22 protein-coding genes and 1 tRNA gene are annotated in these 23,810 nt (G+C 65.6%); 4 read left to right on the plus strand and 19 right to left on the minus strand.

Annotated elements, in window-relative coordinates:
- Positions 1-39: 39 nt before the first annotated feature.
- Genes J0I42_RS21035 through J0I42_RS21050 form a run of 4 tightly spaced genes read right to left on the minus strand, consistent with a single transcriptional unit; the run spans position 40 to position 3,085 of the window.
- Positions 40-819, minus strand: a complete 780-nt coding sequence (locus J0I42_RS21035) for an ABC transporter ATP-binding protein (RefSeq protein ID WP_291657729.1) — start codon at positions 817-819, stop codon at positions 40-42.
- Positions 816-1,589 (minus strand): ABC transporter permease, encoded by a 774-nt coding sequence (locus J0I42_RS21040; RefSeq protein WP_291657731.1) that lies wholly within the window; start codon positions 1,587-1,589, stop codon positions 816-818. The genes J0I42_RS21035 and J0I42_RS21040 overlap by 4 nt, the downstream gene beginning before the upstream one ends.
- Positions 1,586-2,101 (minus strand): mismatch-specific DNA-glycosylase, encoded by a 516-nt coding sequence (locus J0I42_RS21045; RefSeq protein WP_291657732.1) that lies wholly within the window; start codon positions 2,099-2,101, stop codon positions 1,586-1,588. The genes J0I42_RS21040 and J0I42_RS21045 overlap by 4 nt, the downstream gene beginning before the upstream one ends.
- A 24-nt stretch (positions 2,102-2,125) precedes the next feature.
- Positions 2,126-3,085 (minus strand): ABC transporter substrate-binding protein, encoded by a 960-nt coding sequence (locus J0I42_RS21050; RefSeq protein ID WP_291657734.1) that lies wholly within the window; start codon positions 3,083-3,085, stop codon positions 2,126-2,128.
- Positions 3,086-3,325: 240 nt separating this feature from the next.
- On the opposite strand from J0I42_RS21050, the gene J0I42_RS21055 reads away from it, so the two are divergent.
- Complete coding sequence (locus J0I42_RS21055) at positions 3,326-4,882, plus strand: acetolactate synthase large subunit (protein WP_291657737.1); 1,557 nt, start codon at positions 3,326-3,328, stop codon at positions 4,880-4,882.
- Between the two features lie 95 nt (positions 4,883-4,977).
- On the opposite strand, the gene J0I42_RS21060 is transcribed toward J0I42_RS21055, so the two are convergent.
- The 4 genes from J0I42_RS21060 to J0I42_RS21075 form a co-directional block, all read right to left on the minus strand.
- Positions 4,978-6,021 carry a histone deacetylase family protein gene (locus J0I42_RS21060; protein WP_291657739.1) on the minus strand — a complete coding sequence of 348 codons (1,044 nt, stop codon included), beginning with the start codon at positions 6,019-6,021 and terminating at the stop codon, positions 4,978-4,980.
- Between the two features lie 128 nt (positions 6,022-6,149).
- Positions 6,150-6,746, minus strand: coding sequence for a TetR/AcrR family transcriptional regulator (locus tag J0I42_RS21065; protein WP_291657741.1), 597 nt, complete (start codon positions 6,744-6,746; stop codon positions 6,150-6,152).
- 136 nt (positions 6,747-6,882) lie between these two features.
- Complete coding sequence (locus tag J0I42_RS21070; protein WP_291657742.1) at positions 6,883-8,061, minus strand: acyl-CoA dehydrogenase family protein; 1,179 nt, start codon at positions 8,059-8,061, stop codon at positions 6,883-6,885.
- A 100-nt stretch (positions 8,062-8,161) separates the two neighbouring features.
- Entirely contained in the window at positions 8,162-9,283 is a 1,122-nt protein-coding gene (locus J0I42_RS21075; protein ID WP_291657744.1) for a GGDEF domain-containing protein, read from the minus strand.
- A 264-nt stretch (positions 9,284-9,547) separates the two neighbouring features.
- Here J0I42_RS21075 and J0I42_RS21080 point away from each other — a divergent pair, with 264 nt between their 5' ends.
- Positions 9,548-9,865, plus strand: coding sequence for a hypothetical protein (locus tag J0I42_RS21080; RefSeq protein ID WP_291657746.1), 318 nt, complete (start codon positions 9,548-9,550; stop codon positions 9,863-9,865).
- A 68-nt stretch (positions 9,866-9,933) separates the two neighbouring features.
- Here the strand turns inward: J0I42_RS21080 and J0I42_RS21085 are convergent, their stop codons facing one another.
- The 8 genes from J0I42_RS21085 to J0I42_RS21120 all read right to left on the minus strand — a co-directional run bounded on the left by J0I42_RS21085 (position 9,934) and on the right by J0I42_RS21120 (position 20,709).
- The gene (locus J0I42_RS21085; protein WP_291657748.1) at positions 9,934-10,893 is read right to left on the minus strand and encodes a succinylglutamate desuccinylase/aspartoacylase family protein; all 960 of its coding nucleotides are present in this window, start codon (positions 10,891-10,893) and stop codon (positions 9,934-9,936) included.
- Positions 10,894-10,904: 11 nt separating this feature from the next.
- On the minus strand, positions 10,905-11,726 hold the full coding sequence (locus tag J0I42_RS21090; protein WP_291657750.1) for an ABC transporter permease: 822 nt from the start codon (positions 11,724-11,726) through the stop codon (positions 10,905-10,907).
- Positions 11,727-11,735: 9 nt separating this feature from the next.
- Positions 11,736-12,671 (minus strand): ABC transporter permease, encoded by a 936-nt coding sequence (locus J0I42_RS21095; protein ID WP_291657752.1) that lies wholly within the window; start codon positions 12,669-12,671, stop codon positions 11,736-11,738.
- A gap of 139 nt (positions 12,672-12,810) precedes the next feature.
- A complete protein-coding gene (locus tag J0I42_RS21100) occupies positions 12,811-14,400 on the minus strand; it encodes an ABC transporter substrate-binding protein (RefSeq protein WP_291657774.1) in 1,590 nt (529 codons plus the stop codon).
- 215 nt (positions 14,401-14,615) lie between these two features.
- A complete protein-coding gene (locus J0I42_RS21105) occupies positions 14,616-16,238 on the minus strand; it encodes an amidohydrolase (protein WP_291657754.1) in 1,623 nt (540 codons plus the stop codon).
- 46 nt (positions 16,239-16,284) lie between these two features.
- Complete coding sequence (locus J0I42_RS21110) at positions 16,285-17,766, minus strand: M81 family metallopeptidase (RefSeq protein ID WP_291657756.1); 1,482 nt, start codon at positions 17,764-17,766, stop codon at positions 16,285-16,287.
- 497 nt (positions 17,767-18,263) lie between these two features.
- The gene (gene hemC, locus J0I42_RS21115) at positions 18,264-19,202 is read right to left on the minus strand and encodes a hydroxymethylbilane synthase (protein WP_291657758.1); all 939 of its coding nucleotides are present in this window, start codon (positions 19,200-19,202) and stop codon (positions 18,264-18,266) included.
- A 118-nt stretch (positions 19,203-19,320) separates the two neighbouring features.
- Entirely contained in the window at positions 19,321-20,709 is a 1,389-nt protein-coding gene (locus J0I42_RS21120; RefSeq protein ID WP_291657760.1) for an aminotransferase-like domain-containing protein, read from the minus strand.
- Between the two features lie 155 nt (positions 20,710-20,864).
- Between J0I42_RS21120 and J0I42_RS21125 the strand changes: the two genes are divergently transcribed.
- Together J0I42_RS21125 and J0I42_RS21130 are read left to right on the plus strand one after the other, a co-directional pair.
- Positions 20,865-21,731, plus strand: coding sequence for a DMT family transporter (locus tag J0I42_RS21125; RefSeq protein WP_291657762.1), 867 nt, complete (start codon positions 20,865-20,867; stop codon positions 21,729-21,731).
- Between the two features lie 69 nt (positions 21,732-21,800).
- A complete protein-coding gene (locus J0I42_RS21130) occupies positions 21,801-22,064 on the plus strand; it encodes a DksA/TraR family C4-type zinc finger protein (RefSeq protein ID WP_291657763.1) in 264 nt (87 codons plus the stop codon).
- 104 nt (positions 22,065-22,168) lie between these two features.
- Here J0I42_RS21130 and J0I42_RS21135 read toward each other — a convergent pair.
- The 3 genes from J0I42_RS21135 to J0I42_RS21145 all read right to left on the minus strand — a co-directional run.
- Positions 22,169-22,244, minus strand: a tRNA-Thr gene (locus J0I42_RS21135).
- Between the two features lie 91 nt (positions 22,245-22,335).
- On the minus strand, positions 22,336-23,274 hold the full coding sequence (locus J0I42_RS21140; protein WP_291657765.1) for a prephenate/arogenate dehydrogenase family protein: 939 nt from the start codon (positions 23,272-23,274) through the stop codon (positions 22,336-22,338).
- A 5-nt stretch (positions 23,275-23,279) separates the two neighbouring features.
- The coding region (locus J0I42_RS21145) for an aminotransferase class I/II-fold pyridoxal phosphate-dependent enzyme (RefSeq protein ID WP_291657767.1) at positions 23,280-23,810 on the minus strand (531 nt) is incomplete at its 5' end.

The raw sequence follows: 23,810 nt of genomic DNA on the forward strand, positions 1-23,810 counted from the left end.
ACGTAACGCTGTTCCGCCATGAAGGCATGACTGGCGGGACTAATGTCCCGCTGCGATCACCTCGGCGCGGATTTCCTCGACGAGCCGCTCCTTCAACGCGACAAATTCGGGCGTCGTCTTGATGGTGTAAGGCCGCGGATGAGGCAGATCCACGCGGATATCGGCCTTGATCCGCCCCGGGCGTGCGCTCATCACCACGACGCGGGAGCCGACGAAGATCGCCTCCTCGATATCGTGAGTGACGAAGAGCACGGTCTTCTGCTCGCGCTCCCAGATGCCGAGCAGCATTTCCTGCATCAGCGCGCGGGTCTGATTGTCGAGCGCGCCGAAGGGCTCGTCGAGCAGCAGGATCTTGGGATCGTTGGCGAGCGCGCGTGCGATCGCCGTGCGCTGCTGCATGCCGCCCGAGAGCTGCTTGGGGAAGTGGTCGACGAAGCTGCCCAGCCCCACGCGCGCCGCCCAGTCGCGGGCGATCTTCAGGCGCTCGGCATCGGACACGCCCTTTTCGCGCAGGCCGAAGGCGATGTTCTGCTGCACCGTCAACCACGGGAAGAGCGTATAGCTCTGGAAGACGAAGCCGCGATCCGCGCCCGGCCCCGCGACCGGCGCACCGTCGAGCAGGATGCGCCCCTCGCTCGCCGTCTCCAGCCCGCCGATGATGCGCAGCAAGGTCGACTTGCCGCAGCCGGAAGGGCCGAGGATGGTGATGAAATCGTTGTCGGCGACATTGAGCGAGGTCGGCATCAGCGCCCGCGTGGGTTCCCCGCCACGCTGCCCCGGAAAGACCTTGCCCACATTCTCGATGACAAGCTTGCTCATGTGCGCGCCCATGGAAACAGGCGCTGGTTGACCGCCTTGAAGAGGAAGTCCGAGATCAGGCCAATCAGGCCGATCACGATGATGCCGAAGATGATCTGCCCGGTGTTCAGCAAAGCCTGGCTGTCGGTGATCATGTGGCCGATGCCGGACGACGAACCGATCAGCTCGGCGACGATGACATAGGTCCAGGCCCAGCCGAGCACGAGGCGGAATATCTCGGCGATCTCCGGCGCGGCATTGGGCAGCATGACGCGGCGCACGACCGAGCGGTCGGTCGCGCCCAGCGTATAGGCGGCGTCGACGAGGTCGCGCCGGATCGAGCCGACCGAGACCGCGATCATCAGGATGAGCTGGAAGACCGAGCCGATGAAGATGACGAGCAGTTTCTGCGTCTCGCCGATGCCGGCCCAGAGGATCAAGAGCGGGATGAAGGCCGAGGCCGGCAGGTAGCGCGCGAAGGAGACGAAGGGCTCCAGGAACGCCTCGATCGGCTTGTAGGCGCCCATCAGGATGCCGATCGGCAAGGCGACGATGACGGCGAGGACGAAGCCGCCGAGGACGCGCCAGATCGTCATCATGATGTCGAAGCCGAAGCCGTAGCGCGTCATCAGGCTCCAGCCCTCGCCGACCATGGTCAGCGGGTCGGCGAGGAAGAGGCGCTGGACATAGCCGCCGAAGGTCGCGACCGACCAAAGCGCGACGAACAGCGCGAAGAAGGCCAGCCCATATCCGATACGGGCCGAGGCCGAGACGGGTTGCAGTGGTCTCATCGCGTGGGAATTCCGGTCACGGCCATGGCCAATTGCTTCCAGGGTTCGATCGACCAGAAGCCGGCAGCGGCGCCGGAGGTCGAGGGGAGGACGTAGATGTCGGCATCGGCCAGTCCGTGCGCCTGCAGCCCATAGGCGAGCCGCCCGCCACTGATCCCGAGGGCGGCCTGCGCCGCGCGCTTGCCGTTGAAGGCGAGGATGCGGGGCCGGTTCTCAGCGATCCGCGCGGTGAGGCCCGCGACGTCGAAATGGCCGCCGCGCAGCGCGGAATCCGGCCCCGAAGTGCGCTTGGCGAGATCGGTCAGGCCGATGCCGTAGCGCGGCAAGGTCCGGAATTCGTCCGGCCGGAGCCTCTTCGGGACGAGTCCGATCTGGTGAAGCACCGGCCAGAACTTGTTGCCCGGCCCGGCGTAGTAGGCGCCGCGTCTGGCCGAGACTGCACCGGCCTGCGTGCCGCAGAAGACGACACGCAGGCCGGGCTCCAGAACATCCGGGAGGATGTCGTCGATCACGCAGGGGCTGTTACTTGCGCGAGTTCACTTGCCGGCGACGAACCGCGTATCGATCAGCGAGGCGAGATCGGGCTTGGTCTTGATCAGGCCGATATCGAGCAGCAGATCGGCTGCCTTGGCAGAAAAGGCCTGCCAGTCGCCCGAGAAGAACTTCTTGTTACCCTCGGCGTCCGACCAACGCAGGAAACCGGCCGATTTTCCGAACTGCTCGCCGGTCTGCTTCACATCGGCGCCCATGATTCCATAGGCCTTGGCCTGATCCTTCCCGATCATCTCCAGCGCCTCGAAATAGCTCTGGGTCAGCGCCGCCGCGGCCTTGTCGTTGACGAGGAAGGCCGGGGTACAGCCGAAGGTGTCCATCACCATCGGGTAATCGAGGGTGGTGGCGATGATCTTGCCGGCATCCGGCTTCTCGCGGACGGTCGAAAGATAGGGCTCATAGGTCATCGCGGCATCGTTCTGGCCCGCGATGAAGGCCTGGGCTGCCGGGCCAGGCTCCATGTTGACGACCTTGACGTCCTTCACCGAGAGGCCGTTCTCCTTGAGCATCCAGGCCAGCGCGAAATAGGGCGAGGTGCCTGGCGCCGAGGCTGCGACCGTCTTGCCCTTCAGGTCCTTGATCGCGGCGACATCCTTGCGCACGGCCATGCCGTCCGCGCCGTAGCTCTTGTCGAGCTGAAAGATCTGCTTGGTCTTGATGCCGGCTGCATCCCAGACGATCCAGGTCTCGACCGTGGTCGCGGCGCACTGGATGTCGCCCGAGGCGATGGCGAGGTGGCGATCCTTCTGCGGGATCTTCTTGATGGTTACGTCGAGGCCGTTCTTCGCGAAGATGCCGGCCTCCTTGGCGAGCACCAGCGGCGCGAAGCCGGTCCAGCCGGAAATGCCGATATTGACCTTGGTCTGCGCCTGGGCACCGCCCGCTGCGAGAAGCGCCGCAAGGCCAAAACCGGCCGCAACGCCGACGCGCTTGAAAACTGCCATGGTTGAACCCTTCCCCTGTTTTTTGGCTGACGCCTCACTCAGACGCCTAAACGTCATCGATGGCGCGATGCAACCTTCGTTCCAGATCAGCGTAATTGCATATGCAAACACGTCAAGCGGCCGATCAGCGTCGCTTGAGGAAGTCATGACATTCTCTCGTTTGACAGGGCAGAGGGAATTTCCTCCTCTTCCGCCCGCCGGCGCGGGAAGCGCCTTGTTTCATGAGTCGAGGTTTTTAGGATGAACGGCGCCGACCGCCTTTGCGACACGCTTCTGATCAACGGCGTCGATACCTGCTTCGCCAATCCCGGAACCTCCGAGATGCATTTCGTTGCGGCGCTCGACCGCAAGCCGGAGATGCGCTGCGTGCTCGGCCTGTTCGAGGGCGTGGTGACCGGTGCAGCCGACGGCTATGCCCGCATGGCCGACAAGCCGGCGGCGACGCTGCTGCATTGCGGGCCGGGCATGGCGAACGCGCTCGCCAACATGCACAATGCTAGGCGCGCCCGCACGCCGATGATCAATGTCGTCGGCGACCACGCGACCTACCACCTCCAGCATGACGCGCCCCTGACCAGCGATATCGAGAGTCTGGCCGAGCCGATGTCGCATTTCGTCCGCCGCATCGCGACGGCGGAGGATGTCGGGCCGGCGATCGGGGAAGCCTATGTCGCCTCGCTCACCCTGCCCGGCGTCACCACCGTGATCCTGCCGGCCGATTGCGCCTGGGGCAGCGTCGAGCCCGCCACGCTGAAGCCGACCGAACTGCCGGCGCTGAAGAATGTCGATGCGGCGACGATCCGCGAAGTCGCGGCCGGCCTGCGCAAGCATGGCAAGCGCGGCGCGATCTTGCTGACCGGGCTCGCGCTGCGCGAGAAGCCGATGGAGATGGCCGCCCGCATCTGCGCGGTGACCGGCGCCCAGATCTTCAGCCAGATGTCGAACGGGCGCATTCAGCGCGGCGCCGGCCGCGTCGCCATTCCGAAAGTGTTCTATCCGATCGACAAGGCGCTCGAGCAGCTCAAGGATATCGACTATCTCGTGCTCGTCGGCGCGCAGGTCCCGGTCGGCTTCTTCGCCTATCCCGGCAAGCCTGGACGCCTGATCCATGACGGCTGCGAGGTCGCCAAGCTTGCGATCCCCGGCGATGACCTGCCGGCTGCGATCAACGCGCTCGCCGAGGAGATGGGCGCCACCAAGACCGCCCCGCTCTACATCGCCCCGCCGCGCAAGGAGCAGGCCGGCCTGCCGACGGGCAAGCTCGATGCCGACAAGGCCTGCGCCATCGTCTCGGCCCTGCTGCCCGAGAACTGCATCATCTGTGACGAGTCGGTCTCTTCCGGCCGCAACTTCTACTATGATTGCCACAGCGCGCCGCAGCACGATTATATCCAGCTCACGGGCGGCGCAATCGGCGAGGGCATCCCGCTCACCATCGGCGCGGCCGTCGCCTGCCCCGACCGCAAGGTCATCGGCATGCAGGCAGACGGCTCGGGCATGTACACGGTCCAGGGCCTGTGGACGCAGGCGCGCGAAAATCTCGACATCGTCACGGTCGTCTTCGCCAACCGGACCTATCAGATCCTGCATGGCGAGATGCGCGCCGTCGGCGTCAACGATTTCGGCCGCAACGCCACGCTGATGCTCAATATCGACGAGCCGGCGCTGGACTGGGTGATGATGGCCAAGGGCATGGGCGTCGAAGCCGCGCGCGCCACCACGGCCGAGGAGTTCACGAGCCTGTTCAAGGCTGCCCTGGCCAGGAAGGGTCCCTTCCTGATCGAGGCTGCGATCTGAGCGGCATCAAGCGGCGCTGAAGGGCGTCATCTCCCCCGCGCCGCGGCACGCCGGTGCTGCGGCGCGGGGGAGACCTGCGATCACAAAGACGGACGCTACTTGAACTCTCCGAGGAACGCGTCAAGGCAGTCCCCTATCGCCTCGACGGCGTAGCCGCCCTCCTGCACCACCAAGGTCGGCAGGCCGAAACCCTTCACCAGCCGGCCGATCGTACCGAAATCGCTGGCCTCCAGCTTCAGCACGCCAATCGGGTCGTCCTTGTGGGCGTCGTAGCCGAGCGCGATCACCACAACCTCGGCGCCGAAATCGCGGATCGCCTTGCCGGCCTCGGCGACCGCGGACTCCATCGCGGCACCGCCCGCACCATGCGCCAGCGGCAGGTTGAGGTTGAAGCCCTCGCCCGGACCGTTGCCGCGCTCGTCGGCATAGCCAGTGAAGAACGGGTAGTAATTCGACGGGTCGGCATGGACCGAGATCGTCAGCACGTCGTTGCGGCGATAGAAGATCTGCTGCGTGCCGTCGCCGTGATGCGCGTCGACGTCGAGGATCGCGACCTTGCCGAATTTAGAGCGCAGGCGCTGCGCGGCGATCGCCGTGTTGTTGAGATAGCAGAAGCCAGTCGCGCGGTCGGCACGGGCGTGGTGGCCGGACGGGCGGCAGAGCGAATAGACGGCGCGCTCGCCGGCCAGCACGGCGTCGGCGGCGGAGACGGCCGTCTCGGACGAGCGCAGCGTCGAATGCCAGCAATGCTCACCGATCGGCACCGAGAGATCGCCGAGATACCAGCCGAGCTGGCCGATGAAGCCGGTCGGGCGGCAGGGCGAGCGGACATCCTCGTCCGGGCGGCCGCTCCAATAGGGAAAGGTGCTCGGCCAGACTTCCGGCCCGCGCTCGGCCGGCAGGTCCTGCCAGCGCGCCCAGGCGGTCTCGAGAAATTTGACGAAGCCGGCATCATGGATCGCGAGGATCGGATCGGTGCCATGCGCCGCCGGCTCCTCTGGCGCGATGCCGTGCTTCTTCAGCGCGCCAAGCAGACGTTCGGTCCGTTCCGGCAGGTCCTTAGGGGCAACGACCTTGCCGAAGCGCATATATTGCTGGGGATCGTGAAGGGCTTGATCGGGGTGATAGAAGGCGCGCATCAGGTGAAGGATCCTCGTCAGATCGCGAGGCGACCCGCGGCCCCGCATGGGGGATGCTAGCAACCGCCAACGCGCCGGTCAGCCATGGCGATGCCGCCTGCCTCTGCGTGGAAGGCGGGGCAAAAGGCTCAAGGTGGCGAGAGCAGCGCCACGAATTCGCGCGCCAGAGCATCGATCGCATAGCGTTCCGGCCGATACCAGTCAGTCGAGCCGTTGAGCGCTCCGAGCAGGAAGAGGCGCAGCACGTCCGGTGAGTTGCCGGCGGGGATGCCGCCCGTCCCCTGCCACTCGGCGATTAGCCCGCGCCAGACATCCTCATAGGCCCGGCGCGCCGCGCGTACGCTTTCCGGCACGGGTGCCGCGCCGAAGGTGAAAACCTTGATGCTGGCGGATGTGTAGTCGCCATGGCCGTGCAAGGCGGAGAGATGCGCGCGGATCGCTGCTTCCAGCCGGTCGCGTGGCGAGGCGCCCTCCTCCGCGGCGAGCGCCGCGACGACTGCCTCATGGACGAAGCGCACGCCATCATTGACGACAGCCTCGACGATCTCTTCCTTCGAGCCGAAATGGTAATAGAGGCTCGCCTTGCGAATGCCGACGGCCTCGGCGATTTCGCGCAAGGTGGTCTGGTGATAGCCGCCGCCGCGCAGCAGCCGTGCGGCATGGTCGAGGATCAGGCGGCGCGAGCCGCCTTCGGTTGCTGGCCGGGTGGTTGAGGCTTGACTCACAAGGTGCCTTCCCTTGCGCGCTGCAGCGCGTAGTGCCGCTGCGCAGAAACGGGACCGCGCGACGAGAGGGCGCCTTTTCCGGAGGACGGTTCCGTGTCTGCACAACAGCGCGCACGGGATGACAGGCGCCTGTCTCTCACAGCCGCTTCGCCACTTCCTCGAGCATGACTTCGGTCGCACCGCCGCCGATCGACTGAACACGGGCGTCGCGGGTCATGCGCTCGATCGCGCTTTCGCGCATGTAACCCATGCCGCCATGGAACTGCAGGCAGTCGTACATGACTTCGTTGACCAGCTCGCCGCAATAGGCCTTGGCCATCGAGACCTCGCGGGTGGCGTCGAAGCCCTGCGCATCGAGCCAGGCGGCGTGGTAGACGAGCTGGCGGCCGGCCTCGACCTTGCCCGCGAGCTCGGCAAGGCGCTGGCGGATGGCCTGCTTCTCCCAGAGCGGCGCGCCGAAGGCCTTGCGCGTCCGGACATAGTCCAGCGTCAAGTCGATCGCGGCCTGTGCCTCACCCATCGCCATGGCGCCGATCACGGTACGCTCGTTCTGGAAATTGCTCATGATCGCGTAGAAGCCGCGGCCCTCCTGCCCAAGCAGGTTTTCGGCCGGCACCCTGCAATCGACGAAGGAAAGCTCAGCGGTATCCGAGGAGCGCCAGCCGTGCTTGTCGAGGGCACGCGAGACCGAGAAGCCCGGTGTGCCCTTCTCGACAACGAAGATCGAGACCGATTGGGAGGGCCGCGCTTGCGGGTCCGTCTTGGCCGCGACGCAGTAGAGATCGGCATGGACGCCGTTGGTGATGAACATCTTGGCGCCGTTGAGGATGTAATGGTCGCCCTCGCGCCGCGCCGTGGTGCGGATGCCCTTCACGTCCGAGCCGGCATCGGGCTCGGTGACGGCGACCGCGACGATCTTCTCGCCGGCGATGATCGCGGGCAGATATTTATCCTTCTGCGCCTGGCTGCCGGCATTGGCGATATGGACGGAAGCCATATCGGTATGGACCAAGGCCGTTATTGCGACGCCCGAGAAGGTGGAGCGGCCCAGTTCCTCGGCCAGAACGACCGTCGCCATCGTGTCCATCTCGGAGCCGCCATACTCGGCCGGGTAGCGGATGCCGAAGAAGCCGAGTTCGCCCATCCTGCGCAGCACCGCGCGCGGGACGAAGCCGTCCTCCTCCCATTGCAGGGCATGCGGCTTGATCTCGGTCTCGACAAAGCGGCGGATCTGGTCGCGCAGCGCCTCATGCTCCTCGCTGAAGTAAGGCGAGCGGCGGACGCCGTCCGCTCCAGGTTTTTCGACGGCCGACATCGTCTTCTCCCGTTCTGACCGCATCACCGACATTCATCTACCTTCCGGACGGTAGGTGAATGGCCGACCGAGATCAAGCTATCGTCCCCGCGAAGCAATGTCAGGCGACATCATCCCAGTGGGCAACCATGCTGCGGCCCTTGCCGGCGCGCTTGGCCCCATAAAGCGCCTCGTCTGCGGCTCGCGTCAGGACCTCCGCCGTCCAATGCGCGTTTTCCCGCTCCGACTTGACGGAAATCCCGACGCTGGCACCGACGGAAACGAGCTGTCCCATCAGCAGGAACGGAGCCTTGACCACGGACACCGCCCGGTTGGCGACTTCGGAGAGCGCAGCCGCATCCTCGATGCCGCGCACGACCAGTGCAAATTCGTCTCCCCCCAGCCGCGCTACGCTATCGCCGGGCCGGACAACGCTCTTCAAGCGCATCGCGACCTGCTTGAGCAGTTCGTCACCGGCCAGGTGGCCATGGCGATCGTTGATCAGCTTGAAACCGTCGAGATCGAGCAACAGGAGGCCGAGCGCCTCACCGCTCTCGCCAGCTTCGCGCAGCACGCTGTCGAGCCCGCGGCGATTCGCGAGCCCGGTCAACGGATCATGGCTCGCGGCGAAATCGAGCTCGCGCCGCACCATCAGCAGTTCCTCGAACTGGCCGATGATGTGATCAGAGCTTTCATAGATCGAATAGAGATAGACGAGGAGCAGCACGCTGAGCGCCTGATAGAGCGGATCGCCCGAGACCAGGAAGGCGACGACCAGCGTTCCGATCGCGATGGTCGAGAGCGCCGCACAGATCCAGAAGCGCAGGGTGCGCAGATAGGACCCCGCCGTCAGCGCCATGGTGAGCCCGAGGCTGAGCACGAAGCCGCCCGCATAATCGGTGGCAGCCGCGGCCAGCGTCAGCGCAGCGATGACAAGCGTGAAGGCGAAGGCCGTGTAGGCGTAGCCGGCCTCCCAGCGCCGCGCCTCCGCCAAGGTCAGCCCGCGCGCGGGGTCGCGGCGGTTGAAGCCGACGATATTGGCGACACGCAGCAGTGTCGTCACGACGCCTGCTCCCGTCAGCCACCAGAAGATTGCCTGCCCCGTCTGGACCGCCATGATGGCGGAACCGACGATCAGTCCTGCTGCGATGCAGAGGATTTGAGGCAGGGCCGCGAAGAGACGCGAGATGATCTCGATCTCGATGTCCGCGGGCAACTGCGCGGCGCGTTTGCGGGGCCTCATCAGCAGATGCATGGCACATGGCTCTAAGCAGGAGGCTCTAAGAACCCGTCAGCCCGATGCCCGGCATTTTAACGGTCGGATCGGCGTTTGCCGTGCCACGCCATTTGCTGCCATCGGCGATACCGCCCTTCGCCGATCCAACGCCCGCCGGAGTTCCTTTCCCGCGCCCCGAGGTTGCCTCAGCAGCCGTTCATGATGGGCCGGCTAGAGAGAACGAACGCCGTGCCGGCCCGCCCGCCCGCGCGGATATTGAAAGGAACGAACATGCTGCGTCGCCAGCTCACGATCTCTGTTCTGGCCTGCACCGTCCTGCTCGGCGCCCTTCCGGTCCATGCTCAATATTACGGCGGACCTTACAACAATCCGCAGGCTTATGACGACGACGATGACGACGATCGCCCGCCACCGAGGCGGCATTACCGCCGCGACTACGGCTATGAGCGCCCGTATTACCGGCAGCCGCGCTACGGCGATATCTGCGTCACCGGGCGGGGCGATTGCCCGACGCCGCCGCTACCCTATGGTTCGAACTGCGGCTGCAACATTCCCGGCTTCGGGAGCAAGCGCGGCATCGTGCAGTAGCCGGCTTCAGGGCCTCGCAATCGCATTTTCTTCAGGCGAGCCGGTATCCACTTCGCTCGCCAACGCTCTCAGATCCGGCGAGAGCTCTCCGTCCCGAGATAGCAGATTCCCTCGCCGGGCTTAGCCTTGGGGTTTGGGAAGATGATGAAACCGTCGCGCGGCATCGTCACGACGGTGCCGTCGGCGCGGCGGGCGATCGGCGTGCCCCTGGCGACGCGGTCACCGGTTTTCCAGCTCCCTTCGACGTGGTCACCCTCGGCCTCGCAGATGACGAGATCGTCCATATGGACGACGGTCCGGGCGACCGGTGCCGGCGCCGCCTCCTCGGTCAGGCCGATATGCGCAAGCGCGTTGCGGATCGCCCTGTAGCCGACATCGACGGAAGCCGGGTCCTCGTGGCGACCGCATTCGAGCGTCACGCCATAGCCACCGGCGAAGCGCATGAATTCCGTCGTGCCGAACCCTTCGGTGACGGCGAGCCGCGGCAGGTTCAGCCGCTCGCGTGCCGCAATCAGCCGGACATAGATGTCGAGCCAGCCATGGATCATCAGGTCGACGCCAAGGCAGGCGGCGAAGGCCGCTTCCGCCGCGCCATGGCGGAACGGTTCGAGCGAGCCGCGGTTGTCGTCCGGACCGAAGAAGACGAAGGGCACGCCCTCCCCGGTGAAGAAGGAATGGACGTCGAGCAGCATGTCGTGCTGACGCAGGATGGCGGAGAGGCGATTACCGATCCGGTCCTCGTTGTCGACAGGCTGCGGCCGCTCGCGCAGGTCGCGGTTGAGGTTGCGGTCGCCCTCGCGGGTGTTCTGCCGGTAGGCCTTGGGATTGGCGACAGGCAGGAAGGTGACCTCGCCTCGCTGGATCGAGACACGGCCGGCGCGGCAGTCCTCGATCACACGGGCGATCGCATTCGGCCCGCAGGTCTCGTTGCCGTGGACGGCCCCGAAAACGAGGAGCTTCGGCCCCGCCTTCAGTCCGTGGAAGCGGATGGTCTCGAGCGGTGGATCGATCGGGTCTGGCGTGGTCATAGGCTCTACTGTCAGGCTTTACGAAGCTGCGAATGCGGGTCGAGGATGTCGCGCAGGCCATCGCCCAGGAGATTGAGGCCGAGCACCGTCATGAAGATGGCCAAGCCTGGAAAGACCGAGATCCAGGGCGCGGTGGTGATCTGGTCGCGCGCATCGGAGAGCATCGAGCCCCAGCTCGGGAAGGGCGGACGGATGCCCAGCCCCAGGAAGGAGAGCGCCGCCTCTGCCAGCACGGCGCCGCCCATGCCGAGCGTGCCGATGACGATGATGGGGCCAGCGATGTTCGGCAGAATCTGCAGCAGCATGATGCGCAGGTTGCTCGAACCGAAGGAGCGCGCCGCCTCGACATAGCCCTGCTGCTTGATCGACAGCGTCGCAGCACGCGACAGCCGGCAGGTATAGGACCAGTTGGTCAGGCCGAGCGCGATCAGCAGGCTGGTGAGACCCGGCTGGAGGATGGCCATGATGGCGAGCGCAAAGATCAGCGAGGGGATCGACAGCATGAGATTGGTCAGGCCGTTGACGAAATCGTCCCACCAACCGCCGAAATAGCCCGCCGACATGCCCAGCGCCACGCCGATCACCGTGTTGATCATCTGCGAAACGATGCCGACCGTCAGCGAGATGCGCGCGCCGTAGAGCACGCGGCTGTAGATGTCGCGGCCCTGCGCATCCGTGCCGAACCAGAATTCGCTGCCGGGCGGAACCTCGGCGTTCATCAGGTTGGCATCCATGACGGGGTCGGTATGCGCCAGCCAGGGCGCCAGCGTCCCGCCGATCACGACGGCGGCAAAGAGCGCGCCGCCGATCCACAGATTAGCCCGGAATTTCATGCCCCGCCCCTAGGTGTATTTGATGCGCGGATCGATCAGAGCGCAGAGCACGTCCACGATGATGTTCACGACGAGGAAGAAAAGAACGAGCAGCAGGATGCAGGCCTGAACGACGGGAATGTCGCGCAGCGACACGCTGTCGACCAGGAGCGAGCCGATGCCCGGCCAGGCGAAGAGCTTCTCGATCACGACCGCGCCGCCCATGATCGAGCCGAACTGCAGCCCGAGCGTCGTCAGCACGATGACCATGGCGTTGCGCGCCACGTGCCAGCGCATCACCCGGGTCTCGCTATTGCCCTTGGCGCGCGCGGTTCGAACGAAGTCGGCATTCATGACCTCGAGCACGGCGGCACGCGTCGTGCGGGCGAGCAATGCGAGCGGCGCCACGCCGAGCGCGACAGCCGGCAGCACAATATAGCGCGGATTGCCGTCGCCATAGCCGAAGCTCGGGAACCATCCAAGCACCAGCGCGAAGGCATACATCAGCATCAAGCCGAGCCAGAACTGCGGCAGCGACAGGCCGGACACGGCAACGAACATCGACTGCATGTCGAGCCAGCCGCCCGGCTTCAACGCCGCCAGGAAGCCGAGCGGGATACCGAGGGCGATGGCGAAGGCCATCGCGGCAATGGCCAATTGCAGACTGGGCCAGATCCGTTCGAGCAGCGAATTGATCACCGGCTGGCGGGTACGGAACGAGGTGCCCAGATCAAACGTCGCGAGCTTCATCGCGTAATTCGCGAAGCGCACATGGACGGGATCGTCAAGGCCGAACTGCTTGTTCATGCGCGCGACCTGCTCGGCATCGACGACCGAGCGGCCGTCGGCCATCTGGGTCGAGGCGAAATCGCCGGGAATGACGCTGAACATCACGAAGATGAGTCCGGCTACCGCAAGCAGGATCGGGATGGCCTGCAGCAGGCGGCGGACGACATAGGGCAGCATGGTCAACTCCTGATCGCCGCCGCGGGGCGGACTCAGGTCGAGGCTCGAAAATCTTCGTCACCCCGGACAGGCGGCATGGCCGCACCGGTCCGGGATGACGGATATCGTCGAGCTGGCGGGAGCTTCTGCGGAAGCGCGCTTACTTCGCCGCGGGCGAAGAGGCGTCGACCCAGAGATCCTCATAGCGCTGGAGCGCGAGCTCCGTCGCGTTCGCCTGGAGGCCGTGCAACCAGGGCTGATAAGCCATCACCGCCTTGTTGTAGTTGAAGAACCAGACGGGGGCCTCTTCCTGCAGCAGAGCGTTGGCCTTCTTCATGAGCTCGATCTTCTTGCCGGTATCCCTCTCCGCCGCAGCCTCTTCGAACAACTTGTCAAAAGCGGCGCTCTTGAAGGTGGTGTAGTTGCAAGACGAGCGCGGCGTTGCCGAGTGGAAGCACTTCAACGCCGTCAACGGATCGGGTCCCGACGTGTTCGACCAGATATAGGCCTGGAAGTCGCCCTTCGCGATGATACCGCCGAGCGCCGAAGTCTCGACCGGCTTGACCTTCACCTTGATGCCGACCTTGGCGAGCATCGGGATCGTCGCTTCGACGATCGGAATACCCCAGCTCTCGTTCGGCGTCGCCGTCCATTCGAACTCGAAGCCATCCGGATAGCCGGCTTCGGCCAGGAGCTTCTTGGCCTTCTCCGGGTCAAAGGCATAAGGCTTGGCACTCTTGTCGAAAGCCGGGACCGAGCTCGGCAGCCAGCTCACCGCGCGATAGGCCTTGTCGCGAACAAGGCGCTTGATGATCAGGTCGCTGTCGATCGCATAGTTGATCGCCTGGCGCACGCGCTTGTCGGAGAAGGGCTTGTAGGCCGGGTTCATGCCCATGTTGCGGGTGAAGACCTCCGCAACCTCCAGGATGCCCTTTTTCAGGTTCGGATCGGCCTGATAGGCGACATATTGGGTCGACCCCAGGATCGAGACGTCGATTTCCTTGTTGCGGAAGGCGACGTCACGCGCGGCCGCCTCGCCCATCGGCGAGATCACCAGCTTGTCGGCATAGGGCTTGCCGGGCTTGTAGTATTTCTCCCAGCGCTCGAAGACCATGCGCGAGCCGGGAACATGCTCGACGAACTTGAACGGACCGAGGCCGATCGGCTTGTTGAAGAAGTCAGGCTGCTGCGCTTCCTTGGCCGGCATGATCGCCGTGGTGGCGCCGAAGAACAGGAAGCTGGGATCGGCCGGATCGGTCATCGTCATCTCGATGGTGAAATCATCGATCTTCTTGAGACCGGAGATCTCCTTTGCCTCGCCTTTGCGAACGGCCTCAGCGCCCTTGATGCGCACGACGCGGCTCGCACCCGGATAGTTCTTGGAACCGTCGACCAGACGATGGAACGACCAGATCACATCGTCCGCCGTCATCTTGCGGCCATTGTGGAAGAGCGCGTCATCACGCAGCTTCAGCGTGTGCGTCAGTCCGTCCGCCGAGCTGGTCATGGTCTTGACGAGTTCGGGCTCGGGCTTGCCGGCCTTCGAATCCCAGCGGAACAGCATGCTGTGCAGCGCATAGCCGTAGATCTCGTCCTGGATCTGGTTCGAGACATGGCTGTCATTGCTGACGAAGGAGGCGCCATAGGGCGCCGTGAAGCGGATCGTCCCGCCGCGGCGCGGTTCCTGAGCCTGTGCAGATACCGTGAAGGCGGCCAGCGTCAGCGCGGTAGCGAAGGCAAGTTTCTTCAACAACACGATCAATCCTCCCGTTTCCCATCTAATCCGGCTGATCCGGAGTTTTTTGCTTTCCAGTCGAACCATAACGGCTTTGCCGCGCTTGTCTTCCCCTGCGTGGTCAAATTCGCCGAACCGCTCGGCAATTCACGCTGTTACGAGCCTTTTATGCGCTATTTTTCGCATTTTATTCAGACGAGACCGCATTTTTCGCGCAAAAATGCTCCACCTCAGGCACCTCGTTCGTAAACGACATTGCCGCCGAGGATGGTCAGATCGCAGCGTGTGTCCTTGAGGATATCGGCCGGCGCGGCGCTCAGCAGGTCGCGCGAGAACACCGCGACGTCCGCCAGAAAGCCCGGCGCGAGCCGGCCCTTCACCTTCTCCTGCTTCTGCGAGAAGGCGCCGAATTCGGTATAGGCCTGCAACGCCTCCTCGATGGTGACGCACTGGGCGGCGTCCATCACCGTGCCCTTCCAGGTTTCACGCGTCAGCATGGTGTGGAAGTTCGGGAAGGGGTTGGGATCGCAGACCGGCGCGTCGCTGCCCGTCGCCGGCTTCAGGCCAAGATCGAACCAGGTGCGGAGCGGATAGCTCGGCAGCGCCCGCTCGGGTCCCAGAACCTTTACATAGGCATCGCCGAAATCATGGATGAAGACCTGCTGCGGGCAGGGATAGATGCCGGCCTTGACCATGCGCTCGTGCTGGACCGGGGTCGAGAAACCGCAATGCTCAATGCGATGGCGCCGGTCCGCATCGGGATAGGCGGCGAGCGCCTTCTCATAGGCGGTGATGAGCTGCTCGATCGCGGCATCGCCGATGGCGTGACAGGCGAGTTGATAGCCCTTCTTGTGAGCGTCGAGCACCATGCGCTCAAGCTCGGCATCCTCCCACATCCAGACGCCGGTGGTCTTGTCCTCGCCGAGATAGGGCTCGGTCATCCAGGCGGTGCGGCCGCCGGCCGAGCCGTCGAGGAAGAGCTTGACCGCGCCGACCATCAGCATCTCGTCGCCGGTGCCGGAGATCAGGCCGGCTGCGTAGCACTCCGGTACGATCGAGCGGCCATCGTCGCCGAGCAGCGTCAGCCAGGTGCGAACCGGCAGACGGCCGTCGCGCTTGGCGCGATGATAGGCGGCGATCTCGCGGAAGCCGCCCTTCTGGCCGACAGCGGCATCCATGCAACTGGTGATGCCGAGCGAGAGCAGGTAGCGGCCGCCGCGCTCGATGCCGGCGATAATGTCCTCCTCGGTCGCGGCCGGAATCGCCGCCTGGACCGGGGCGCGGGCGTTCTCGGCCAGCAGGCCGGTCAGGCGGCCGTTCTGCTGCTCGATCAGACCGCCTTGCGGCGTCGGCGATTGTTCGTCGATACCGCCGAGGCGCAGAGCCTCGGAGTTGCAGATCGCGATATGACCGCAGGCGCGCACCAGCATCACCGGGTTGTTCGGGGCCGCGCGGTCGAGTTCCTCGCGATAGGGATGGCGGCCGGTATCGAGCTTGGTCTGATCGTAGCCGCGCGAGAGGATCCATTCGCCCGGCTTCGATTGTGCGGCGCGCGCCGAGATCGCACCGAGCAGAGCTTCCAGCGTCGGCGCGGCCTCGGGCTTGGAGTCGACCCAGCCCATGGTCATGCCGAGCGAGACGAGATGCAGATGCGAGTCGTTGAGGCCCGGCGTGGCGAGCCGGCCCTTCAGATCGATGACGCGGGTCTTCGGCCCGATCAGCGGCTTGATCTCGGCATCGCTGCCGGCCGCCAATACCTTGTCACGGAAGATCGCCAGTGCCTCGACGACGCCTTCCTCGCGCCCGCACCAGATCGGCCCGTTGCGCAATACGATATCGGCCTGAATCGCCATGGTATTCTCCTATGCGCTTGTCATCGCCGGCTCCTGCGAGCCGCGGTCAGATATCGTCCAGCGGGAAGATCGGACGGCGGACCTTCTTGTAGGGCCGCTCCTTGAAATTGCGGGTCGAAAGCGCGCCGGTATCGACCTCGAGCACCTCGCGCGCGATCGGCTGGAAGGCGGCCCGGAAATGCTGCATCGACTTGACGATCACCGTCGACTTCCGGGTCGGATCGATGCCGAGCGAGGTGAATTGCGCGAGGTCGGTCGCCTGGCCGTTATGGGTGATGACAATGATCTCGACATCGTCCACCCGTAGCAGGGCCGAGAGCCCGTAATTGCGCCAGACGCCGCCGGCCATCGGGCCATGGCAGAGGAAATGTCCGTCGGTGACGGCGACAACATGCGCGTCGAGATCAAGTGGCCCGCCGCCCATCGTCGGATCGACCTTGCCGCCGAGCCTGATGCGGCCGCGCTTGCCGACGCCGATCGCCTGCGCGACGAGCACCGCTTCGGGGTCGCAGATCGCATGGAAGCCGACATTCTTCAGCCCGGCATCGAGCACGGCGCGCAACAGGTTGGTGGCGTCGCCATAGGCGCCGGAACCGGGATTGTCGGAATAATCAGAGATAACGACCGGCTTGTAGCCGGGCTTGCCCGTGTCGGCTTCGCCGGCCTTGGCACGGGCCATGGCCTCGGCCAGCGGCGTGAAATGGATCGAGGAAAAGCGGCGCTGCGCCCAGGCATAGTCCATCAGTTCCTCGGCGATGCCTTGAGCCTTGTTGCGATCATCGGCCGTGACCGCGATCGAGGGGCCGATATCGTGCACGTCGGCCGAAGAGAAGCCGGCCTGAACGCTGACGACGAGCGCGTCGCCGGAGGCTTCGAGTGCGTCGCCACGGCGCAGCAGTTCGAGGAAGGGAGGCGAGGTGGTGCGGCCGCCGTCGAGCGCGTAGAGGATCGGACGTCGGGCGAGCGCAACCTTGGGTCTGATCTCGCTTTTCATCGCGCGCTGCAGCAGTTCGGCCGCCTGCCAGGTCCGCTCGTACTGATCGATATGCGGATAGGTGCGGTACGAGATCAGCGCATTGGCATTGTCCGCCATGAGCTGCGTCACGGTCGCATGCAGGTCGAGCACGACGACCACGGGCACATCCGGCCCAATGCGCTTGCGCAATCGAGCGAGCAATTCGCCCTCGCCGTCGTCCGAGCTTTCCGTCGCCATGGCACCATGGAGGTGCAACAGCACGCCATCGGCCCCGGAGGCGGCATCAACGATCTGGCCGGCAAAGAGGTCGAAGGCGGCATCGGTGACGCGACCGGACGGGTTGGCACCGGCCACCAACGGATGGGCAAGGCTCCAGCCGAACTTGTCGGCCGCCTCGAAGGCCGCCCCCATCGAGGTGCGCGTGCCGCGGAAGGCGCCTGGAATTTCGTTGTCGCGGTAGACGCGACGGGCCTGGAAGGTGGCCTCGTCCGTGAGCTGAACACTGAAGGTGTTCGTCTCGTGCATGAACTCGGCGATCAAAACGCGCGGCACCGTCATCTCCCTCGATATCGTTTAATTTTTTTGACAATGTGATTGAAGAACCCGCGCCCTGACCACTGATTTTCGCGCATGCCTCCACAGAAACCTGCACGCTTGTCGAAATGTGGTGAATATGCTCGACTAAGTGGAAGCAACTGGGCGATGCCCCTTCCACAACAAGTCTCCGCGAGCCACGCAACGCCGGCTTCCCCGCACGCCAAACGCGCTTCCGCCGCGACGCGACTGTGGTGAATTTCGTCTGACGAACTCACGATTCACCGCATCCGCTCCTTCCTGTCAGGAGGCGGAAAGGTCACCGGGAGGACGCGCGGTGACCGGCGCCATCCGAGGCACTCCGTCGACCTGTCGACTATCGAAGCCTTGAAGATGGCGCCTCGTGTCTTTCGGCACGACAGCGTCGCCTCCGGCCCCAGGCACCGTCAGGTCGCGCCATGCGCCTGCATGCGGCAGCCGGCCGGATCGTTATCGTGCCGCTACCAAGCCGAGGTCTACAGCGACTTGAAGCTCGGATAGTGGCCGCGATAGCTCTTCTCGAGGATTGCGACGCCACCCCGGTCCTTCAGGATCTGCGCCACCGAGAGGCCCAGCTCGCGCGCCTGTTCCGGCGGTGCGCTCTGATCGGCTATGACGCGTTCGGTGCCCTCGATCGAAGTGACCTGCGCATGCAGCGTCAGGCGGCCGTCCTGCCAAAGCGCACAGGCGCCAACGGGCAGGCTGCACCCTGCCCCCAGCGCATGCATCATCTCGCGTTCGGCCTCGGCCTCGGCACGGGCCTGCGGGCATTCGATCGCCTTCAGCACCTCGAGCACCGCCGTATCCTCGGCACGGGCCTCCAGTCCAAGCGCACCCTGCCCGACGGCATAGGGGAACAGGGACGGGGCGAGCGCCTCCGACGAGGCTTCGTGAAGCCCCAACCGGCGCAGGCCGGCCTGAGCGAGGATGACCGCATCGAGCGCATCCTCACCGTCGATCTTGGCGAGGCGCGGGCCGACATTGCCTCGGATCGGAACAACGGTCACATCCGGCCGCAGGTTCAGAATCTGGGCGCGGCGCCGGAGCGAGCCCGTACCGACGCGCGCGCCCTGGCGCAGCGAGGCCATGGTCGCGCCGCAGAGCGCATCGCGCGGGTCCTCGCGCGGCGGCACCGAAGCGAGGACGAGGCCCTCATGCAAGGTGGTCGGCAGATCCTTCAGCGAATGGACGACGAAATCGACCTCTCGCTTCACCAGTTGCTGCTCATGCTCGACGGCGAAGACGCCGACCATGCCAAACTGGTGGAACTCGGAGACGCGATCGCGATCGGCGATGGTGGCGATCTGGCAGAGAGTGAACTCCACCTCCGGGAACTTCTCCCGGATCATGCCCATGACGTGGTTGGTCTGGGCCATCGCCAGCGGGCTGCGGCGTGTGCCGATCCTCAGATGCATGATTTCAAAGCTCTCGGTCCTGTCCGGCCGGGCCGGTCCTTGCGGCGGTCTATAACAGGGGCGCACCGGGCTGACGAGTGCGGCGCAATTTCGCGCCGGCAGGGAAGGCACCCCCTTTTCAAACGCCGCCGGCGCTCGGCGCCACCTGCTGGATGGCCGGCATCGCCTGCCTGAGCACTTCGATGACCCGCGGATCGCGCGACTGGGCGACATTGAAGCGCATGAAACTGCCGGCAGTCTGGGCCACGCTGAAGACATTCCCCGGTGCCAGCACCACGCCCTGCATCACGGCCAGGCGGGCAAGCTCGGCGGAATCGACGCCCGCCGGAAGGTGGCACCAGAGGTAGAAGCCGCCGCGCGGCATCAGCCAGGGACGAATTTCCAGCGCTTCCAGCCGGTCGGCGACCTCCCGCCGCGCTTGGGCCAGGCGACGGCGCAGGTCTTCCATGTGCTTGCGGTAGCCGCCGCCGGCGAGAACCCCGGCCAGCAGTTCCGTCGAGACCGGACCGGGTCCGCCGAAGCTGGTCGCGACCTGCAGGTCGACGAGCCCCTCGACCCAGTCCGCCCGCGCCGCGATATAGCCGCAGCGGACGGCGGCCGACAGCGTCTTGGAGAAGCTGCCGATCCGGATGACACGCTCCAGTCCATCGAGCGCCGCCAGCCGCGAGGATGGCTCGGGCTCGAAATCGGCGAAGATGTCATCCTCGACGATGATTACGTCATTGGCGGCAGCAGCGCTGAGCACACGATAGGCAGCCTGTGGCGACAGGCCAGCACCGGTCGGATTATGCAGCCCCGAATTGGTCAGGTAGAGGCGCGGGCGCTCGGCCGCGACGACCGTCTCGAACAACGCCGTATCCGGACCGGACGGCGTATAGGGCACACTCAGGACGCGCACCTGATGCGCCCGCAAAAGCGCCTGAAAATTGAAATAACAGGGGTCGTCGACGAGCACGGCATCGCCCGGCCGCAGCAGGAACCGACAGATCAGGTCGAGCGCCTGCGTGCCCGAGCCCGTTAGCATGAGCTGTTCCGGCGTAACCGCAAGCCCGGCCTCGGCCAAGCGCCCGAGCAGGAGACGGCGCAGGACAGAGGCACCGCGCGTGCCGCCATAATCGGTAAGGATGGCCCCATCGGCGCGGGCCAGCGCCCGGAAGCCGCGGCGCAAGGCTTCGTCCGGCATCCAGCCGGGTGGGAGCCAGCCGCAGCCCGGTTTCAGCGTGCCGGGCCCGGCATCGAGCGACTGGCGCGAGACCCAGAACGGATCGACCACAAGCTCCTGCGGCGATGCAGCTTGCGTCAGCGCCAGGGGCGGCAGGCCCCCGCCGGTCACATAGAAGCCGGAGCCTTGCCGCGCGCGGATCAGGCCTTCGGCTGCCAGACGGTCATAGGCTTCGACCACGGTGGAGGGCGAAACCTTCATCGTCGCGGCAAAGCCGCGGATCGAGGGCAAGCGGTCGCCCGGGGCCAGCGTCCGCGCCGCCAGGCGACCACGAATCGCTGCCATCACCGCCTCCGTTCGGGTCGCGGCGGATTTGCTTTTGACGATTGTATGGCGATCCATAGCCACACAGTTTGCCATGAATGTATCGGTCTGTCGCTGGCTTCGTCGCTTTCCCGCACCTAGAGCACGGCTTCCGGCGAAGCAGCAGGATGAATCGCATGTTCGGCAACCTGGGTGGCAAGGGCTGGGGCAGCGGGCTCGTCGGCGTGCTGATCTTCAGCGGCTCGCTGCCGGCGACACGCGTGGCGGTGGCCGGATTCTCGCCGCTGTTCCTGACCGGCGCCCGCGCTGCCATCGCGGCTCTCCTGGGCGCGGCCTGCCTCGTACTGCTACGCCAGCAATGGCCCGGGAAGGCCGATATCCGCCCGCTCGCGATCGTCGCGCTCGGGGTGGTGCTCGGCTTTCCGCTGCTCACGGCGCTCGCCCTGCAGCATATTCCCTCGGCACGCTCGATCGTCTTCATCGGCTTGTTGCCGCTCGCGACGGCGCTGTTCGGCGTACTGCGCGGCGGCGAACGGCCGAAGCCGATGTTCTGGCTGTTCTCGGGGATCGGCAGCGCGACCGTCGCGGGCTTCGCGCTCGTCAATGGCGAAAGCGGCTCGCTGGCGGGTGACCTGCTGATGGTCGCGGCCGTCCTGCTCTGTGGGCTCGGCTATGCTGAGGGCGCGACCTTGTCGCGCCGGCTCGGTGGCTGGCAGGTGATTTCCTGGGCGCTGCTCCTGTCGTTGCCAGCGATGGCTGTCATCGCCTTGCTGTTCTGGCCCGCGACTTGGCAGGGCATCGGCACGCCGGCCTGGATCGGGCTCGGCTATGTCTCGGTCTTCAGCATGCTCGTCGGCTTCGTGTTCTGGTATCGCGGCCTGGCGCTCGGCGGTATCGCCAGTGTCGGCCAACTTCAATTGCTCCAGCCGTTCTTCGGGCTGATGCTGGCGGGCTGGCTGCTCGGCGAGCCGATCGCCTGGACGATGATCGCGGCGACCGCCGTGGTCGTGCTCTGCGTCGCAGGCGCGAAGCGCTTCGCCTGACCGGATCCCTCCCCGAACTCTTGGAATTCCCGCCGTCCAAGGCCATCTTGAGGCTATGGAGGTTGCGACATGGCAAGCGGATGGGCTCCCGACGGGGCGGTTCAGGACCAGATCGATGGCTCGATCACGGATGCGGTTCGTCTTGCACGCTCACGGCTGCCAAGCGGCCCCGGCGAGATCTACTGCCAGGAATGCGGCGAAGAGATTCCCGAAGCGCGTCGGCTCGCCATGCCTGGCGCCCGGCTCTGCGTCGCCTGCCAGTCCGGACACGACCGCTCGGCGGCGCAATCCAGCTACAACCGGCGCGGCAGCAAAGACAGCCAGTTGAAGTAAGAGCGGCCACAGCGGAACGCGCTCCATCTCTCCGGCTGCGTCCGAAAACGGGGCACCCATCAGAGGCGATGGCCATGACGCGCTGCGATGTCGGGGAATAATCGTGGTGCCGCAAGAGGGATTCGAACCCCCGACCCCCTCATTACGAATGAGGTGCTCTACCAGCTGAGCTATTGCGGCAACGGGTGGCGCTGTACCAGCAGGCGCCGGGCTTGGCAAGCCAAACTCGACGCCATGCACACCGTCTCGACGGGACTGTGCACACCAGCCGTCAATCCTTGCGCAGCTTCTCCGTCTCGGGCTTCTCCTGGCCGAGCGCGACGATGCCGCGGCGGATGGCGCGGGTGCGGGTGAAGTGCTTGTGCAGGGTCTCGCCATCGCCATAGCGGATGGCGCGGGTGAGCAGGGCAAGGTCCTCGTTGAAGCGGCCGAGCATCTCCAGCACGGCCTCCTTGTTATGCAGGAAGACGTCGCGCCACATCGTCGGGTCGGAGGCCGCGATGCGGGTGAAGTCGCGGAAGCCGCCGGCCGAGAACTTGATCACCTCGGACTGCGTCACCGCCTCCAGATCCTCGGCCGTGCCGACGATGTTGTAGGCGATCAGATGCGGCAGATGGCTGGTGACGGCCAGCACGAGGTCATGATGCTGCGCGCTCATCACTTCGACCAGCGCGCCCATCCCCTCCCAGAACTGGCGGGTTTTCGCGATGGCCGCCGCGTCCGTGCCCTCCGGCGGTGTCAGGATGCACCAGCGGTTGAGGAAGAGACTCGGGAAGCCGGCATCGGGGCCAGAATTCTCGGTGCCCGCCACCGGATGGGCCGGCACGAAGGCGACGCCTTCCGGCAGATGCGGCGAGACGGCATCGACGACCGAGCCCTTGACCGAGCCGACATCGGAAACGATCGCACCGGGCTTCAGCTCCGATGCGATCTCGGCCGCGACCGGGCCGCAGGCTCCGACCGGCACGCAGAAGATGATGTGATCGGCATCGCGGGCCGCCTCCGCCGCCGTCTCAGCGACGACATGGCCGAGGCCGAGCTCGCGCGCCCGCTTGCGGACGGCCTCGTCGCGATCGGCCAGCACGATCGTGCCGGCAAGGTTCAGCTCCTTCGCCGCGCGCGCGATCGAGGAGCCGATCAGCCCGATGCCGATGATGGCGAGGCGGGCGAAGACCGGCTCAGAACGGCGCGGCGCGAAGCTTTCCGCCATCTCGGTCACGCCTTGATGAAGTCGGCGAGCGCGGCGACGACGAGACGGTTGGCCTCCTCACTGCCGATGGTCATACGCAGCGCATCCGGCAGGCCATAGCCGCCGACGGCGCGCAGGATGAGGCCGCGCTGGGTCAGGAAGGCGTCGGCATCCTTGGCGGTCTTGCCGGGCGTCCTGGTGAAATGGATCAGCACGAAATTGCCGACCGAGGGCGTGACGGTCAGGCCGAGCTTCTCCAACTCCGCCGTCGTCCAGGCCAGCCACTTCTCGTTGTGCTCAAGGGCGGCAGAGACGTGTGCGTCGTCGGCGACAGCGGCGGCGCCGGCCTCGATCGCAGCGCCGTTGACGTTGAACGGGCCGCGGATGCGTTCGAGCGCGTCAATGATATGGGCCGGCGCATACATCCAGCCGATGCGCAGATTGGCGAGGCCGTAAATCTTCGAGAAGGTTCGGGTCATCACGACATTCTCGCTCTCGGCGACGAGCTCGATACCGGAGGCGTAGTCGTTGCGGCGAACATACTCCGCATAGGCCGC

This window comes from Allobosea sp. (assembly GCF_017308015.1).
Taxonomy (GTDB): Bacteria; Pseudomonadota; Alphaproteobacteria; order Rhizobiales; family Beijerinckiaceae; genus Allobosea.

Excerpts from the sequence above, each read along its gene's own strand:
- J0I42_RS21035 (WP_291657729.1), bottom strand. The coding sequence starts at position 819 with ATGAGCAAGCTTGTCATCGAGAATGTGGGCAAGGTCTTTCCGGGGCAG.
- J0I42_RS21040 (WP_291657731.1), bottom strand. The coding sequence starts at position 1,589 with ATGAGACCACTGCAACCCGTCTCGGCCTCGGCCCGTATCGGATATGGG.
- J0I42_RS21050 (WP_291657734.1), bottom strand. The coding sequence starts at position 3,085 with ATGGCAGTTTTCAAGCGCGTCGGCGTTGCGGCCGGTTTTGGCCTTGCG.
- J0I42_RS21055 (WP_291657737.1), top strand. The coding sequence starts at position 3,326 with ATGAACGGCGCCGACCGCCTTTGCGACACGCTTCTGATCAACGGCGTC.
- J0I42_RS21060 (WP_291657739.1), bottom strand. The coding sequence starts at position 6,021 with ATGCGCGCCTTCTATCACCCCGATCAAGCCCTTCACGATCCCCAGCAA.
- J0I42_RS21070 (WP_291657742.1), bottom strand. The coding sequence starts at position 8,061 with ATGTCGGCCGTCGAAAAACCTGGAGCGGACGGCGTCCGCCGCTCGCCT.
- J0I42_RS21075 (WP_291657744.1), bottom strand. The coding sequence starts at position 9,283 with ATGAGGCCCCGCAAACGCGCCGCGCAGTTGCCCGCGGACATCGAGATC.
- J0I42_RS21080 (WP_291657746.1), top strand. The coding sequence starts at position 9,548 with ATGCTGCGTCGCCAGCTCACGATCTCTGTTCTGGCCTGCACCGTCCTG.
- J0I42_RS21085 (WP_291657748.1), bottom strand. The coding sequence starts at position 10,893 with ATGACCACGCCAGACCCGATCGATCCACCGCTCGAGACCATCCGCTTC.
- J0I42_RS21090 (WP_291657750.1), bottom strand. The coding sequence starts at position 11,726 with ATGAAATTCCGGGCTAATCTGTGGATCGGCGGCGCGCTCTTTGCCGCC.
- J0I42_RS21095 (WP_291657752.1), bottom strand. The coding sequence starts at position 12,671 with ATGCTGCCCTATGTCGTCCGCCGCCTGCTGCAGGCCATCCCGATCCTG.
- J0I42_RS21105 (WP_291657754.1), bottom strand. The coding sequence starts at position 16,238 with ATGGCGATTCAGGCCGATATCGTATTGCGCAACGGGCCGATCTGGTGC.
- hemC (WP_291657758.1), bottom strand. The coding sequence starts at position 19,202 with ATGCATCTGAGGATCGGCACACGCCGCAGCCCGCTGGCGATGGCCCAG.
- J0I42_RS21120 (WP_291657760.1), bottom strand. The coding sequence starts at position 20,709 with ATGGCAGCGATTCGTGGTCGCCTGGCGGCGCGGACGCTGGCCCCGGGC.
- J0I42_RS21125 (WP_291657762.1), top strand. The coding sequence starts at position 20,865 with ATGTTCGGCAACCTGGGTGGCAAGGGCTGGGGCAGCGGGCTCGTCGGC.
- J0I42_RS21130 (WP_291657763.1), top strand. The coding sequence starts at position 21,801 with ATGGCAAGCGGATGGGCTCCCGACGGGGCGGTTCAGGACCAGATCGAT.
- J0I42_RS21140 (WP_291657765.1), bottom strand. The coding sequence starts at position 23,274 with ATGGCGGAAAGCTTCGCGCCGCGCCGTTCTGAGCCGGTCTTCGCCCGC.